Annotated in this window: 15 protein-coding genes; 12 read left to right on the forward strand and 3 right to left on the reverse strand. The window is 36.5% G+C overall.

What is annotated here, in order from left to right:
* Nucleotides 1–60: 60 nt before the first annotated feature.
* Nucleotides 61–930 carry a polysaccharide deacetylase family protein gene (locus H7A25_15635; protein ID MCP5501332.1) on the reverse strand — a complete coding sequence of 290 codons (870 nt, stop codon included), beginning with the start codon at nt 928–930 and terminating at the stop codon, nt 61–63.
* A gap of 279 nt (nt 931–1,209) precedes the next feature.
* Here H7A25_15635 and H7A25_15640 point away from each other — a divergent pair, with 279 nt between their 5' ends.
* The 5 genes from H7A25_15640 (at nt 1,210) to H7A25_15660 (ending at nt 5,708) form a co-directional block, all read left to right on the forward strand.
* Nucleotides 1,210–3,294, forward strand: a complete 2,085-nt coding sequence (locus H7A25_15640; protein MCP5501333.1) for an adenylate/guanylate cyclase domain-containing protein — start codon at nt 1,210–1,212, stop codon at nt 3,292–3,294.
* A gap of 126 nt (nt 3,295–3,420) precedes the next feature.
* Nucleotides 3,421–3,633, forward strand: a complete 213-nt coding sequence (locus H7A25_15645) for a hypothetical protein (GenBank protein ID MCP5501334.1) — start codon at nt 3,421–3,423, stop codon at nt 3,631–3,633.
* A gap of 171 nt (nt 3,634–3,804) precedes the next feature.
* The gene (locus H7A25_15650) at nt 3,805–4,731 is read left to right on the forward strand and encodes a TIGR01777 family protein (GenBank protein MCP5501335.1); all 927 of its coding nucleotides are present in this window, start codon (nt 3,805–3,807) and stop codon (nt 4,729–4,731) included.
* A 97-nt stretch (nt 4,732–4,828) separates the two neighbouring features.
* Entirely contained in the window at nt 4,829–5,272 is a 444-nt protein-coding gene (locus H7A25_15655) for a cytochrome c (protein MCP5501336.1), read from the forward strand.
* Nucleotides 5,273–5,366: 94 nt separating this feature from the next.
* The gene (locus H7A25_15660) at nt 5,367–5,708 is read left to right on the forward strand and encodes an STAS domain-containing protein (GenBank protein MCP5501337.1); all 342 of its coding nucleotides are present in this window, start codon (nt 5,367–5,369) and stop codon (nt 5,706–5,708) included.
* 57 nt (nt 5,709–5,765) lie between these two features.
* Here H7A25_15660 and H7A25_15665 read toward each other — a convergent pair whose 3' ends face one another.
* Entirely contained in the window at nt 5,766–5,978 is a 213-nt protein-coding gene (locus H7A25_15665) for a hypothetical protein (protein MCP5501338.1), read from the reverse strand.
* Nucleotides 5,979–6,064: 86 nt separating this feature from the next.
* Nucleotides 6,065–7,078: a GDP-mannose 4,6-dehydratase gene (locus H7A25_15670; GenBank protein ID MCP5501339.1), complete on the reverse strand. Its 1,014-nt coding sequence runs from the start codon at nt 7,076–7,078 to the stop codon at nt 6,065–6,067.
* Nucleotides 7,079–7,269: 191 nt separating this feature from the next.
* Here H7A25_15670 and sppA point away from each other — a divergent pair, with 191 nt between their 5' ends.
* The 7 genes from sppA to H7A25_15705 all read left to right on the forward strand — a co-directional run bounded on the left by sppA (nt 7,270) and on the right by H7A25_15705 (nt 13,128).
* A complete protein-coding gene (gene sppA, locus H7A25_15675; protein ID MCP5501340.1) occupies nt 7,270–8,199 on the forward strand; it encodes a signal peptide peptidase SppA in 930 nt (309 codons plus the stop codon).
* Nucleotides 8,196–8,801: a hypothetical protein gene (locus H7A25_15680; protein ID MCP5501341.1), complete on the forward strand. Its 606-nt coding sequence runs from the start codon at nt 8,196–8,198 to the stop codon at nt 8,799–8,801. Before sppA ends, H7A25_15680 begins: the two co-directional genes overlap by 4 nt.
* Nucleotides 8,798–9,550 carry a 5'/3'-nucleotidase SurE gene (surE, locus tag H7A25_15685; GenBank protein ID MCP5501342.1) on the forward strand — a complete coding sequence of 251 codons (753 nt, stop codon included), beginning with the start codon at nt 8,798–8,800 and terminating at the stop codon, nt 9,548–9,550. Before H7A25_15680 ends, surE begins: the two co-directional genes overlap by 4 nt.
* Nucleotides 9,547–10,440, forward strand: a complete 894-nt coding sequence (locus H7A25_15690; protein ID MCP5501343.1) for a tetratricopeptide repeat protein — start codon at nt 9,547–9,549, stop codon at nt 10,438–10,440. Before surE ends, H7A25_15690 begins: the two co-directional genes overlap by 4 nt.
* A 71-nt stretch (nt 10,441–10,511) precedes the next feature.
* On the forward strand, nt 10,512–10,865 hold the full coding sequence (locus tag H7A25_15695; protein ID MCP5501344.1) for a hypothetical protein: 354 nt from the start codon (nt 10,512–10,514) through the stop codon (nt 10,863–10,865).
* Nucleotides 10,855–11,418, forward strand: a complete 564-nt coding sequence (locus tag H7A25_15700) for a hypothetical protein (GenBank protein ID MCP5501345.1) — start codon at nt 10,855–10,857, stop codon at nt 11,416–11,418. The genes H7A25_15695 and H7A25_15700 overlap by 11 nt, the downstream gene beginning before the upstream one ends.
* Before the next feature lie 195 nt (nt 11,419–11,613).
* Nucleotides 11,614–13,128 carry an IS1182 family transposase gene (locus tag H7A25_15705; GenBank protein MCP5501346.1) on the forward strand — a complete coding sequence of 505 codons (1,515 nt, stop codon included), beginning with the start codon at nt 11,614–11,616 and terminating at the stop codon, nt 13,126–13,128.
* Nucleotides 13,129–13,180 lie beyond the last annotated feature (52 nt).

Below are 13,180 nucleotides of genomic sequence, written 5' to 3' on the forward strand. Positions count from 1 at the left end.
ATTTTTTGATTTGCTCGGCCAAAATCCTGTCCGACAATTTGTTTTTTATTGATTGGGAGTTTAGTTCTTTGGGAGTTCCTTGTTTTTCGCATGTTTCCAGATAAAATATTCACGAATCGTTTGAAATTTATAATTTTGTTCTTTAAATAATTTAATAAGCTCCGGTAAAACTTCCAGGGAGGTATTATGGGTATCATGAAAAAGGATAATGAGACCTTTGCCATTTACTTCATTCCGGATATGCTGATACATTTTCTTTCGTTTTTTTTGAAAAGCTAATGAAGTCGGGTTTATTCTTTTTCCTTCTTCGTACCATTCACCCGAAACCCAGTCATTAGCATCTTTTGAATTTAGATTCCACATAACAATAATTCCTTCATTTTTTAATATGTTCAAAACACGCTGTCTTTCCTTTTCACTTCGATTTCCTTTCCAGGGAATTCCAAAAGGAGGACGTATGAAAATCATTTTAGGACTCCGGGTGCCAAGGGCCTCGTCTAAAAGTTCTTGATTGAGTTGAATTTCGTGAAGAATTTTTTTATCGGATAGACCGGACAGATTTGGATGGGAAAAAGTATGGTTCCCGATAACATGTCCTTCTTGAACCATTCGAATCAAAGGAGTTTTAAAAACCTGGAACCGGCTTTTTTCTTTTTTCAATTTAGCACAAATAAAAAAGGTAGCTCGAATATTCTCCTTATTTAATATATCAAGAATTTTAGAACTTAGAAATGTAGGTCCATCATCAAAAGTTAGGTATACTGTTCTATCCGGTATTTCTTCTTTACCGGAATAAATAACTGTATAGGGAGGGGAGTAAGGAAAGATTTCTGTGTTCTCTTTTTTTTTAAAGAAATAGTTATGGATACTGCTACAGGAAGTATAAACCATCCCTAAAATGCAAAAAGCTAAAAAACGTAGAGGATACATATGGAGTTGAATTAAATGGATAATGCAATTTAGGTGTATAAAAGAGTCGATTCATTTTTTAAAATCGCGTTTAACTTTTTCTAAAAGGGAGCCGCCGGCTGAGCGTAATTCAGTTCGCTCAGTAACCGAGTAGATATGAGTCGAAGCCAGACTCCGGCAGTCAAGGGAATGTCTTCCTGAACTTTTGAGTGGATAAAAAAAAGAAATAATTCATCTAAAAAAAATAAGAAAAGAGTTTTAATTTAAAGGTATTTCTGAGAAGATTAACACAATCGAGATATGAAAGCACTATTTCTTCTTCTGTTCTGTTTTTTGTCCTTTGGAATTGGGGCAAAAGAAAAGGTCTCTCTCGACCTTAGCCGGCAAACCTGGTATGGAAAAAAGTTGGAAGGGGAGGATAGGGTTCAGACACTTTTGGCCCAGATTGGAAAAAATAGTGGTTTTCAGGTTTTACCTTCTTTTCCTGTTTATCTGAATCAGATTTTTTTGGTTCAGAAATCGGACACAAACCTTCAGAGGTATCTAATTTTTTCTCGTTTTTCCTTACCCAAATCTTTATATGATTCCTCGAAAAGTCCGGCGATTTTTTTTTCCGGAATAGGAGAAAACTACGAGATATTTTTAAACGGACATTCTATACACAGAGAGCTCTATATTGAAAAGAATAAAATTTTTCGTTATAGAACCATAGATGGTCTGGGAATTTTTCCGGATAAATCTTTTTTTCAGAAAGAAGATAATATTCTGGCTATTTACTTTGTGGGAGATCCACCTTCTTCTCCGATTGATTTTAATTCCCATCTCGGCCTTTATTTTTCTAGGGGCTATGAAATTTTAGAAACGAATGTATTGTTCAATCGTCGAGGTGAAAACTTTTCCATTGTTTTAAACGGGGTGTATTTATTTTTCGGACTTTTTTATATATTCATTTTTTTCAAAACACGAAGGGAAAAAACGTATTTTTATTTTGGCCTGTATGCTGTTTTTTTATCCCTGTATTTATTTCACCGAACCGAGCTAATCACTCTTCTGTATAAGGATAGTGCAATAAAAGATAGATTTGAATATACTTTATTGTTTCTTCTCATCCCGGTGTTTTTATATTTTCTTTTTGAGCTATTCTTTTCCGAAAGGAAAAAATTTGGGATTCTAAAATTCATTACATTTACATATATTGCATTTTCCCTGGGATCTTTAAGCCTTCCTCATATATATCACCGTAGCATTTTAAAACTCTGGCAGTATACTTCTATCCCTTCCCTTCTGTATTGCTTGTGGGTACTGTCCCTTGCTGTCTATAGAAAGAAACCCTTATCAAAAGAAGTAGGACTCGGTTTTGCCGGACTTTTTCTTGTGAATTTATGGGATATATTGGATGCCGGAATTTTTAGAACCGGTATTCGGATAAGCCAGTATGGTTTTATGGCTTATATTATCGTATTAATCATGATCCTGATAAACCAGCTCTTAAACTATCAGATAGAAGTAGAAAAACAAAAAGATGCCTTTATCAAGTTTGTTCCTTTTAATTTTATTCAGCTTCTTTCCAAGAAATCGATTTCAGACTTACAACTGGGGGATCAGATTCAACAGGAGATGACGATTCTTTTTTCCGATATTCGTTCGTTTACAAGTTTATCAGAGAAAATGTCACCCAAACAGAATTTTGATTTTATCAATACCTATCTAAATAAGTCCAGCCCGGCTATCCGTGACCATCAGGGTTTTATTGATAAATATCTCGGAGATGGAATTATGGCTATCTTTCCTCATCGTCCGGAAGATGCCATTCGAGCTGCTATCAGTATGTTAGAAGGGGTGCATCGATATAATAATGAGAGAGTGAGTAATGGTTTGAGACCAATAGGAGTTGGAATCGGAATTCATACAGGAAATTTGATGTTGGGAATAATTGGAGAAAATCAAAGGTATGAATGTACAGTGATCTCGGATGCAGTCAATTTGGCATCGAGGATAGAGGGTCTAACTAAGATCTATTCGGCTTCGATTCTTATCAGTGAAATAACTTATTTAAAACTTTCCAACCCTAAAGATTATGAAATTCGTATTGTAGATAGAGTAACAGTAAAAGGAAAAACAGAAGCCATTAAGATCTATGAAGTCATTGATGGGCTTTCTCTAAGGATTCGTAATCTGAAGATTCAAACCCGGGATAATTTTGAGACCGGTGTACATTTTTATGCGGAACAAAAATTTGATGAAGCTGAATATTTCTTTCAGGAAGTTTTGAAGGTTGACCCACTGGACAAAGCAGCTGAACTTTATCTTGCCAGAATTTCTTTTTATAGAAAGCATGGAATTCCTATGCACTGGGATGGTATTGAAAGGCTGGAGCATAAATAGGGTTTTCGGAAGAAATCCGGGGTATAGAAGACGGAATTTTATATGGAATATTATTGACTAACTTTGCGGGTTACAATGATTAGGAATTATATAAATGAATAAAAAAATATATTATAGGAAACGGATATGAGCACAGCTACTTTACATGAAATCAACCTAAAGGGTATTGAAGCTTTGAAAAATGCTTTAGACCCGTTGGAATTAGTTCGTTTCTTCCAACAATACGAACTCGGTCATGGAAATTATACTGAGGAACGTAGAAGTCTTTACCAGGATTATACCATAGATAAAATTTGTTCTGAAATAGAACAAAGAAAGAGTTTATCTCAAGAATTATAATTATAAATATTTATAACCAAATTATACAAATCGCACAACAAGAGAGGTAAGTCCTCATTTTTTCAGGGAAGCAGGCGAACCATCGGTGGTTCGCTTACATTTAAAGAAAAGCTCCCTGATTTTTTGAGTGGATACACTATTTTAGGAAATAATACGAGGGAGTTTTAATTCATGGCGACTGTCGAAAAGGAAAATACAATCGGGATTATTGGTGGAACCGGGCTGATTGGTTCTGAGCTGACAAAAGAATTTCTCAGGCATAGTTTTAGGATTAAAATTTTCTCCCGCGGAAATAAACTTCCTCCCTCTCTTCAGGGTCTTTCCGGAGTATCTTTAATCCAGACAGAGCAGGTTCAGGCCGGAGATCTGGAAGGTTTGAAGTATCTATTTAATCTTGCAGGTGAAAAAATTATCGGCAGGTGGTCGGATGTAAAAAAAGATCTACTCTGGTCTTCAAGGGTGAACTCTACAAGAGCTCTTGTCAGCGAGCTGAAAAAAACAGAGAAGAAACCGGAAGTGTTGGTCAATGCCTCAGCGGTAGGTTATTACGGAATGCACCCTGCCTCTTCCCCGGTATTTACAGAAAATTCAAAGTGCGGAGAGGATTTTTTAAGCAGGCTCTGTTTTGATTGGGAGAAAGAAGCTTTTGAAGCAGAGGAATTTGGGGTATCGGTTCGACTGGCTCGAATTGGAATTGTGCTTTCTAATAGAGGAGGGGCACTCAAAGAAATGTTACCGGCTTTTCGCTTATTTTTAGGAGGCCCTGTAGGGAATGGAGAGCAGTATATGAGCTGGATCCACATAGAGGATATTGTCAGGGCCCTGCATTTTATTGTAAATACAGAAGAAAAAAGAGGGATTTACAATTTATCGGCTCCTCATCCGGTTTCCAATCGGGAGTTTACCGAAACCCTGGCCCGAACTCTTTCCCGTCCTAATTTTTTCCGGGTTCCAAATGTAACTTTGAAATTTCTCTTTGGTGAAGGAGCCAGCATTCTCACACAGGGACAGAATGTGCTACCGGCAGCTTTACTCAATGCCGGTTTTCAATTTCGTTATAATACCCTCGAATCGGCCCTCAGGAATCTCCTGGTATGAAAAAATTGGAATCCGAAAATCCTTAAAATAAATAAATTGGTATTCAAATAATCTCGACTGGAAAGTCTTGTCATATAAAAAACAGTAGGAGGAATGAATGAGGATTCAAAAACTACTCATAGCTTTGTTTGTTGCCTTTATATCTCTGCAATTTGCAGTAAATTGTGGTGGTGACAAAACCGACAATACAAACAAGGAAAATAGCGGAACTACAGAAAATAAAACCGAAACAACTCCTTCCAATGAAGGTGGACTTTCTGCAGATGAAAAAAAAGGACAGGAACTTTTCTCTCAAAACTGTGCTTCCTGCCACGGTGAAAAAGGTCTGGGAGATGGTCCTGCTGCGGCAGCTTTAAATCCTAAACCCAGAAAATTTAATGCACCTGCATCTGAGTGGAAGAACGGAAATACTGAGGACAAAATTCTGAAAACTTTGAATGAAGGAATTAGTGGTTCTCCTATGGTGGCTTATAAGCACCTTGGAGATGAAAACCTCAAAGCTCTAGCTAAATATATCCTTTTCTTATCCAAGCAGAAATAAACTGGAAATTAAAGTGGAAGCCAGGCTCAGTTCCTGGCTTTTTATATAATTATTAGTTGACGAAAGCCAATTCGTTTTGCACATTTTTTAACTTATGGAAGATGATTTTAATATAAAGCTGGGTTTTGAAAAAGAAGGCGTACCTGTGATTTTTATTTCGGGTGAAATTACCTCGGAAGCAGATGAAGATATTGTAAACTCCTATGACTCAATTCCTTCAGAGAAAAAGAATCGAGTTTTGATTGATTTCTCAAAGACAACCTATATTAACTCCGCAGGGATTGCCACTTTAATTAGCCTGATTACCAGGGCATCTGAGAATCAGGGCAAAATAGAGTTCTCCGGCTTGAATGATCATTTTAAAAAAGTGATGGATATTGTAGGACTAACCGATTTTGTAATTATCCATGATGACCTTGAACAGGCCCTTAGGTGAGATTTTATAGCGAGTGGTTTTAGTAAAGAATTTCCCCTCGCTATAACCGATTAACGATTACTCTTCTGTTTCTGCCAGTGCTACGATAGCCTGTGCCCACTTAACGTACTTTAAGTTCGCCAGATCCTTGATTGTTTTTACATTGAAAGCTGCTTTTAGCTTTTCGGCATCTCCATCCGATACTCCCTGAAGAGCACTAACCGGTGCGTCCACCAGTTCTTTTAAAGGTTTTGTTTCAAATGCTTTATCTAATGCTTTATTTATATTCATTCTATACCTCATGTTATTAACTGTGAATTTGGGATTTTACCCCGTGTATTTCATCAAATATTACTCTACACCGGCTATAAAAAGGGTCAATAAAAAATCTTTAGTTCGTGATCGAACATGAATTTTGCAATTTCTGAAATACCTGATTTTGCTTTCCAGCCCAGAGTATTCTCAGCTTTTTGTGGGTTTCCGCAGAGGGTTTGAATTTCTGCGGGTCGAAAAAATTGAGGATTTATGCGAACCTGTAACTCGGAATTTCGTTTATTATAAGCTTTTTCTTCTAAACCTTCCCCTGACCATTCCAGTTCTATATCGATGAGCGAATAAGCTTTGTTGACAAAGTCTCTTACCGAAGCAGTTTTTCCGGTGGAGAAAATAAAAGAATCAGGTTTTGCATTTTGTAAGCTTAAGAAAATTCCTTCGACATATTCTTTTGCATAGCCCCAATCTCGAACGGAGTTAAGATTTCCCAGTTCCAGAACTTCCCTCTTTCCCCTGTAAAGACCTGCAATATGAGAGATAATTTTACGACTCAAGAAATGGCTTCCCCGCAATTCTGATTCATGGTTATAAAGGATACCATTTGTGATGAAAAGCTCATGGCTTTCCCGGTAAACTTTGCAGAGGAAGTGGGCATAAGCTTTAGCACAACCGTAGGGATTAATTGGAGAAATCGGGGTTTCTTCAGTCTGGGGAAAATCATTTGTATTTCCGAATATTTCAGCCGAACCAGCCTGGAAAAACTTCGTCTGGGGAGAATGCATTTTGAGGGCATCGAGTATATAATTCAAGGAAAATCCGACTGTTTTTGCTGTTTGGAGGGATTGGGCATAACTCTGCCCTACAGAACTCTGGGCAGCAAGGTGGTAAAACTCATGGTAGGTTTCATCCTGAAAAATACGCTCAGTGGAGTGGGCATCTTCGAGTTTGAATTCTTTATAGTTGATTTTTTCTTTTATTCCGAGGGTCTCAAGTCTCCAGAGATCGGAGCGGTCGGTATCTCGAATACCTCCCGTGACTTGATAGCCCCTGTTGAGGAGAAGTTGTGCCAGCCAGGCTCCATCCTGACCATTTACTCCGCTGATAAAAGCCTTTCTCATCTTACAAGCCAATAAAAAGAAACTATAAAAATTAGCGAGTAAACAAATATACGAAGTATAAAAAACCCTTGCATATTCCAATAGAAAAGGAAAGCATTTCTAAAATGGTATCCCTACAAAAAGTCGGGACTTGTTTTCCGGAAAGAATGGAGTTTTACCAGGAATGGATTACCGATAATAAAAGGAACTAAATGAAAAAAGAAAATATTTTTATCCTGAGCTTTCTCGTTCTAAGTCTCGTTTCTGTATTCCTGAGTTTTTTTCAACTCAATACGAATGTATCTGCCAGGCGTAATCCGGATGCGAGTCTGTATATAATAAAGATTGAAGGAGAAATTCACTCCGGTCGCTCAACCTATCAATCTACAGGAGCTGATACGATTCTTGCAAAACTCCGAAGCCTGGAAAGAAAACCGGAGATAAAAGGACTTTTACTGGAAATTAATTCTCCCGGTGGGACGGTGGCTGCTTCCCAGGAAATTTACCAGGAACTAATGCACTTAAGGAAAACAAAAAAGATAGTAGTATCCATGAAAGATCTGGCTGCTTCGGGGGGATACTATATTGCCTCTGCGGCAGATTATATTTTTGCTGAACCCGGAACCATTACCGGTTCTATAGGTGTGATTACTATGAGTCCTAATGTAAGCGGATTATTAGAAAAATACAATGTTTCTATGCGGGTTTACAAGGCCGGTAGATACAAAGATATGCTATCTATGTTTCGGGATGCATTACCGGAAGAGAACCGGTTTATCCAGAATCTCTTAAGTGATACCTATACACAGTTTATATCTGATGTGGCGAAAGGTAGAAAATTAGAAGAGGATTTGGTTCGAGATTTTGCTGAAGGGAAAATTTATTCGGGGAGTCGGGCAAAGAAACTCAAATTGGTTGATGAACTGGGTGGTAGGAGAGAAGCAAGAGATAAGCTTTCCGAATTATGTGGTTATAAAGAAGCTTTACCTGTTATTGAAGAAGACGAATCCCCCTTTGATAGATTTATGCATCTATTAAATACCAAATTTTCCGGGATTCAGACAGGGAAAGATTTCATTTTTCAAGAATTTCGAAATCAGCCCGTTCTGGTTTTATTTCCTTTCTGGGTAGGGCATAAATGAACGTTCGTTTTGGTTCACTGGATATACTGGTTGCTATATTCTCAAATCCTCATAATTTTACGATGAATCGGTATAATATAGATGTAAATGAAATACGACCGAAAGGAACCCTGGTCAGTCTTCTCGCGGCTCTTAACCTGGCTGTATCGGGGATATACCTGAATCCACCCTATGCACCTTCCTCTTATGAGTTGCTTTTTGTGGCCATGCTTTCCAATTTTTTATTTTTGGAGATTTTTTCTTTTTTAATGGGGGTGTTAATTGACTATAAGACCCGCAGGGAAGATAGTATTAGTCTTGTGCAATATAATATAATTCTAACCAAATATGGATTATCTGTTTTTGCCCTTTCCGCTCCTCTTTCTGTTATTTTATTGTCTATGAATATAACGGGTCCTTTAAACTATGTAATGGTTGTTCTGGCTCTAATCCTGTTGTATCTCTGGTTTTTATCGAGGGCCATTGCCAGTTTATATGATACGGATGAAAGAAGGGCTTTGAAGGTAGCCTTTTCGACTTTTTCTTATTTTGTATTTATTCCCCTTTCTTTTTATCTTTATTTATTTACTACGATTATTGAAATTAAGGGTGTTCAATTTTGAATATTTTGATAAGCAATGATGATGGGATTGCCTGTAATGGAATATTGGCTCTGGAAAAGGTTTTACAAAAGAAGCATAAGGTTTTTTTAGTAGCTCCTCTGAAAGAGAAATCAGCTACTTCCCAGGCCATGTCTATATTTGATACTCTTAGGGTGGAAAGGGTGAATGATAACCATTATATAGTTGATGGTTTTCCGGTCGACTGTGTGAATATAGGTTTGCATGGAAAAATTTTCCCCTTCATTGATATGGTAATCTCCGGAATAAATCGGGGAGTCAATATGGGGTATGATGTTCATTATTCGGGTACGGTAGGGGCGGCCAGGCATGGTGCTATTAATAATTGTTATGCCCTTGCAGTAAGCTCCGGAAAGTTAGGCCATAACGATGACTATATAGAAGAAGCCGAATTTATATCGAGTTTGATAGAAGAAAAATTTGAGTATTTTAAAAAAAAAGTGGTTTATAATATAAATCTTCCTCCTGGTTTCAATAAAAACCTGTCTGAATTAGAAATAACAAAACCCGGAATACGGACGTATAAAGATGAATACAAAGTCCAAAATATCATTGGGAATGTATTTGAATTTTGTCTGGGTGGTTCTGAACTCGGCCATAGGTCAATGGAGGGTTCTGATTTTGATGCCTATGACAGAGGAAATGTGAGTATTACTCCACTCAGTCTGGAATCATTGCATGAAGGTGAATACACTGACATGAAGCAATATTTTCATGGTACAAAGATATGAAGAAAAAGAAGTATTTACAGGAAATAGAAAAAGGAAATTACGCCCTTGCTTTGAGTCTTCTTGAACAAGAGCTGGAAAAACAAAACAGGCAAAATCCGGAACTACTATATAATTTTGCTATATGCTGTTCGAGAACGGGGAATCATAAGAAATGTATTCAGACTCTGGATGAAATCCTTGGGAAATTTGGAAAATTTATCGAGAGAGATAATGTGTTTCGAATGCTCATATATTCGGAAATACAATTAGAAAATCTGGATAGAGCTCTTGTATTAATTGAGGAAAGGCTAAAATATGCGATTGATGATATACGTCTTTTATCTTTTCAAGCCTTTATATATGAAAAGCAGGGTCTTGTCGAAGATGCGATTTTAGTTCATAGAAAAATTCTTAAGGTAAAACCCGGCTACAGGAATTCATTAAACTCCTTAAGTTATCTTCTTGTAAATGAGAGAAAGCCTTCACAGGAAGAATTGAACCTGGCTGTGGATTGCATTAAATCAGCCATGAAAACAGATCCCTCAAACCCGGCTTATCTCGATACATTTGGTGTATTATTGCAATCTATGGGTAGTTATGAACAGGCGGAGCAGGCTTTGCGTCTTGCTTTAAAGAAACTTCCGGGACATGACGAAATACTACAACATCTCGCAGATCTGGAGTTTAAGAAATCTGAGATATATGAACCTATCCCGGTAGATGAAGACTATCTGACAGAGCAACAGAGCTTACAGGAAGATATTTTTGCCGAGGAAAAACTATTTGGAAAACAGCAGGATGCCGCACTCGGTAAACTGGCCAACCGCACACCCAGAGAGCAGAAAGTAATGAAAGAGACAAAGCTACTCATGGACGAACTTCGAATGCAGTCTGAAGATCTTGGCTTGTAGAGCTATTGTCGCAGGAACTCGAATCTCCACAAAAAACGGTTTCAAAAAAATTGAAGAGATACAGATTGGGGATGTTGTGCTGTCCTATAACGAAAAACCCGGAAAGAAAATATGCTGTAGCACATGAGGTAGTTCATGCGAATATCATAAATTCCGGAAAACAATCCCAATATCAGAATAACCAAATAGGTGATGATAAAAAAGCATTACCCGTATACAATCTGACTTCAGATGGAAAAATTGAAAAAGTAAATGACCTTGAAGAATTATTACTGGTGGGAATTCCTGCATATCAAAAGATAATTAAGAACGGAAAAGAAGCTTATATACAGATTAAGGGTAAAGATATTGAAACAAATATCAATAAACTTCGAAGGGAAGATGGACTTTCTATAAAAAGGAGAAAGTATAATAATGTTGATTAGATATCTAATAGTGACAATTCTCTTTTCTATCATTCATACCATTTCTATTTTTGCTGAATCCAATAGATGCAGGCTTATAATTGCATGTTACATTCAATTTAAAAATAATGAGAAATACCACAAACTGGACAGGCATGATTTTGGTATTTATGGAGTACGTTCAGGAGTAAGGTTTATATATCCAAATGACGGAGTTGGAGAATATTTTAAAGTTAAAGGATTTAAAAAGCACTCTTTTTTAAAAGATGGAGATAAAATTTATCGTATTGATGAGTGTAGGCCCAAAAATGATCCGGGTGGAGTGGTTGGATGCGGAAAAGGTAAAGCAGATGAGCATGATTATCCAAAACGATACTATTTGTTTTCCGCACCTCTTGAATATATAGTAAAACATATCAGGGAAGTTGAAATTGAACGAAATGGAACTCGTATTATCATTCAAACTGAAAAGGTATTGGAAGAAAAAAAAGTGAAAGATAGAGAGTTAGAAATCCAAAACCGTAATATTCTCCGTAAGATATTTTTCTTCTGGGAATGGGGAGATTATTTTTAGGTAATGGACAATGCCCTTCGGCTTACCTGCGGTTCACTCAGGGAGCAAGGTGCCGGCTGAGCGTGCTTCGGTGCGGTCTTACGACCTTACTCACAGACTGTGTGAAAAGTCTCGTTATTGAATATTTTTTGTTTGTCAGGAATGTAATGTATATAGAAAATTTCCTTATAACGATAAAGAGTTATAGGTGCAGCTATGAATTATATACAAGGAACTTCTCGAGAACAGATAGTATTATACAGTGAATGTTTGGATAACGTCATAAAAGAAGATAGTCCGGTAAGGGTTATTGATGCCTATGTTGATAATCTCGATCTTAAAAAATTAGGTTTTAAAATTCCAAAGTTAGAAACAGGTAAACCACCATATAATCCACATGATTTACTAAAAATATATTTATACGGATATATAGAACGAATCCGAAGTAGCAGAAAATTAGAGAAGGAATGTAATAGAAACCAGGAACTTAGGTGGTTAACAAAGAATCTCGCCCCGGATTTTAAGACAATAGCTGATTTTCGAAAAAATAATAAAGATGGAATAAAAAATATCTTCAAAGAGTTTTTATTCTTTTGCAAGAAAATGAATCTACTAACTCTTTCAATAGTTGGAATTGATGGAACGAAGCTAAGAGCACAGAACGGACAAAATAATGTATTTAAAAGAGAGCGTATTGAAAATATCGAGCAAAATATAAAATCCAAAATACAGGAATATTTGGAGGAATTAGAATTGAATGATATTTCCGAAGCAAATGAACTAAATCTTAAAGATGGAGATGAAGCCAGGGATGTATTAAATAAACTAAAAAGACTAACGAAATACAATGATAAAGTGAAAGGGATTCGGGAATTATTTGAAAACGACCCGGAACTACAGGTCTATTTTGCTAACGACACAGATTCAAGATTTCAAAGTGACAAAGGAAAAATTCGTCCTGGATATAATGCCCAAACTGCAGTGGATAATACAAATAAGTTGATTATTGCAAATGATGTATCGCAAAAGTCAAATGACCTGGAACAAATGACTCCTATGATTGAAAAAGTCCAGTCGATAAAAGAAGAACTTAAAATAGAAAATGAGACAAATGCAGTAATGGATTCCGGATATTTTAGTGAAAAAGAAATAATGAATAATAAAGATAAATCGGGGATAAATATTATAGTACCAGATACCAAATCTGCACTGGATAGTAATAATAAGCGTGAATGTAAAAGTAATCCTGATAAACTTCCTGCAAAAGGATATGAAATCCAGGATTTTGTTTATGATAAAGAGCGGGATATATACGTATGTCCGGCAGGAAAAGAATTAAATAGACAAAATGAAAATCCAAGACAGACGTCATACGGGATTTATGTAAATGAGTATAAATGTAAGGAATGTAAAGATTGTTTTCATAGAGCAAAATGTACCAATAGTAAAACTGGACGAACTATTCGGGTCTCGATAAACCGAGAGACAATGGATGATTTTAAAAAAGAGATGGGGAACGAGGAAAATAAAAAGCTAATTCGTAAACGTAAGGAGATTGTGGAACACCCATTTGGCACTATAAAGAGAAATTTGGGGTTCACTTACTTTATACAAAAAGGAATTAGAAGCGTTCAGGCCGAATTTAGTTTCATATGTTTTGCTTATAATTTTAAAAGAGTCATAAATATTCTGGGAATAAGGGCTTTTATAGATGCTGTAAATGCAAAATAGTAGGAATAATAGATTTTTATTTGATGGATAGCAATGAATTTTCTCTCTTTTA

It is taken from the genome of Leptospiraceae bacterium, from assembly GCA_024233835.1.
Lineage (GTDB): Bacteria > Spirochaetota > Leptospiria > Leptospirales > Leptospiraceae > JACKPC01.

Coding starts and splice junctions, on each gene's coding strand:
- H7A25_15660 (MCP5501337.1), top strand. CDS start 5,367: ATGGAAGATGATTTTAATATAAAGCTGGGTTTTGAAAAAGAAGGCGTA.
- H7A25_15650 (MCP5501335.1), top strand. CDS start 3,805: ATGGCGACTGTCGAAAAGGAAAATACAATCGGGATTATTGGTGGAACC.
- H7A25_15690 (MCP5501343.1), top strand. CDS start 9,547: ATGAAGAAAAAGAAGTATTTACAGGAAATAGAAAAAGGAAATTACGCC.
- H7A25_15670 (MCP5501339.1), bottom strand. CDS start 7,078: ATGAGAAAGGCTTTTATCAGCGGAGTAAATGGTCAGGATGGAGCCTGG.
- H7A25_15700 (MCP5501345.1), top strand. CDS start 10,855: ATGTTGATTAGATATCTAATAGTGACAATTCTCTTTTCTATCATTCAT.
- H7A25_15695 (MCP5501344.1), top strand. CDS start 10,512: ATGTTGTGCTGTCCTATAACGAAAAACCCGGAAAGAAAATATGCTGTA.
- H7A25_15665 (MCP5501338.1), bottom strand. CDS start 5,978: ATGAATATAAATAAAGCATTAGATAAAGCATTTGAAACAAAACCTTTA.
- H7A25_15640 (MCP5501333.1), top strand. CDS start 1,210: ATGAAAGCACTATTTCTTCTTCTGTTCTGTTTTTTGTCCTTTGGAATT.
- H7A25_15680 (MCP5501341.1), top strand. CDS start 8,196: ATGAACGTTCGTTTTGGTTCACTGGATATACTGGTTGCTATATTCTCA.
- H7A25_15705 (MCP5501346.1), top strand. CDS start 11,614: ATGAATTATATACAAGGAACTTCTCGAGAACAGATAGTATTATACAGT.
- H7A25_15655 (MCP5501336.1), top strand. CDS start 4,829: ATGAGGATTCAAAAACTACTCATAGCTTTGTTTGTTGCCTTTATATCT.
- H7A25_15635 (MCP5501332.1), bottom strand. CDS start 930: ATGTATCCTCTACGTTTTTTAGCTTTTTGCATTTTAGGGATGGTTTAT.
- sppA (MCP5501340.1), top strand. CDS start 7,270: ATGAAAAAAGAAAATATTTTTATCCTGAGCTTTCTCGTTCTAAGTCTC.
- H7A25_15645 (MCP5501334.1), top strand. CDS start 3,421: ATGAGCACAGCTACTTTACATGAAATCAACCTAAAGGGTATTGAAGCT.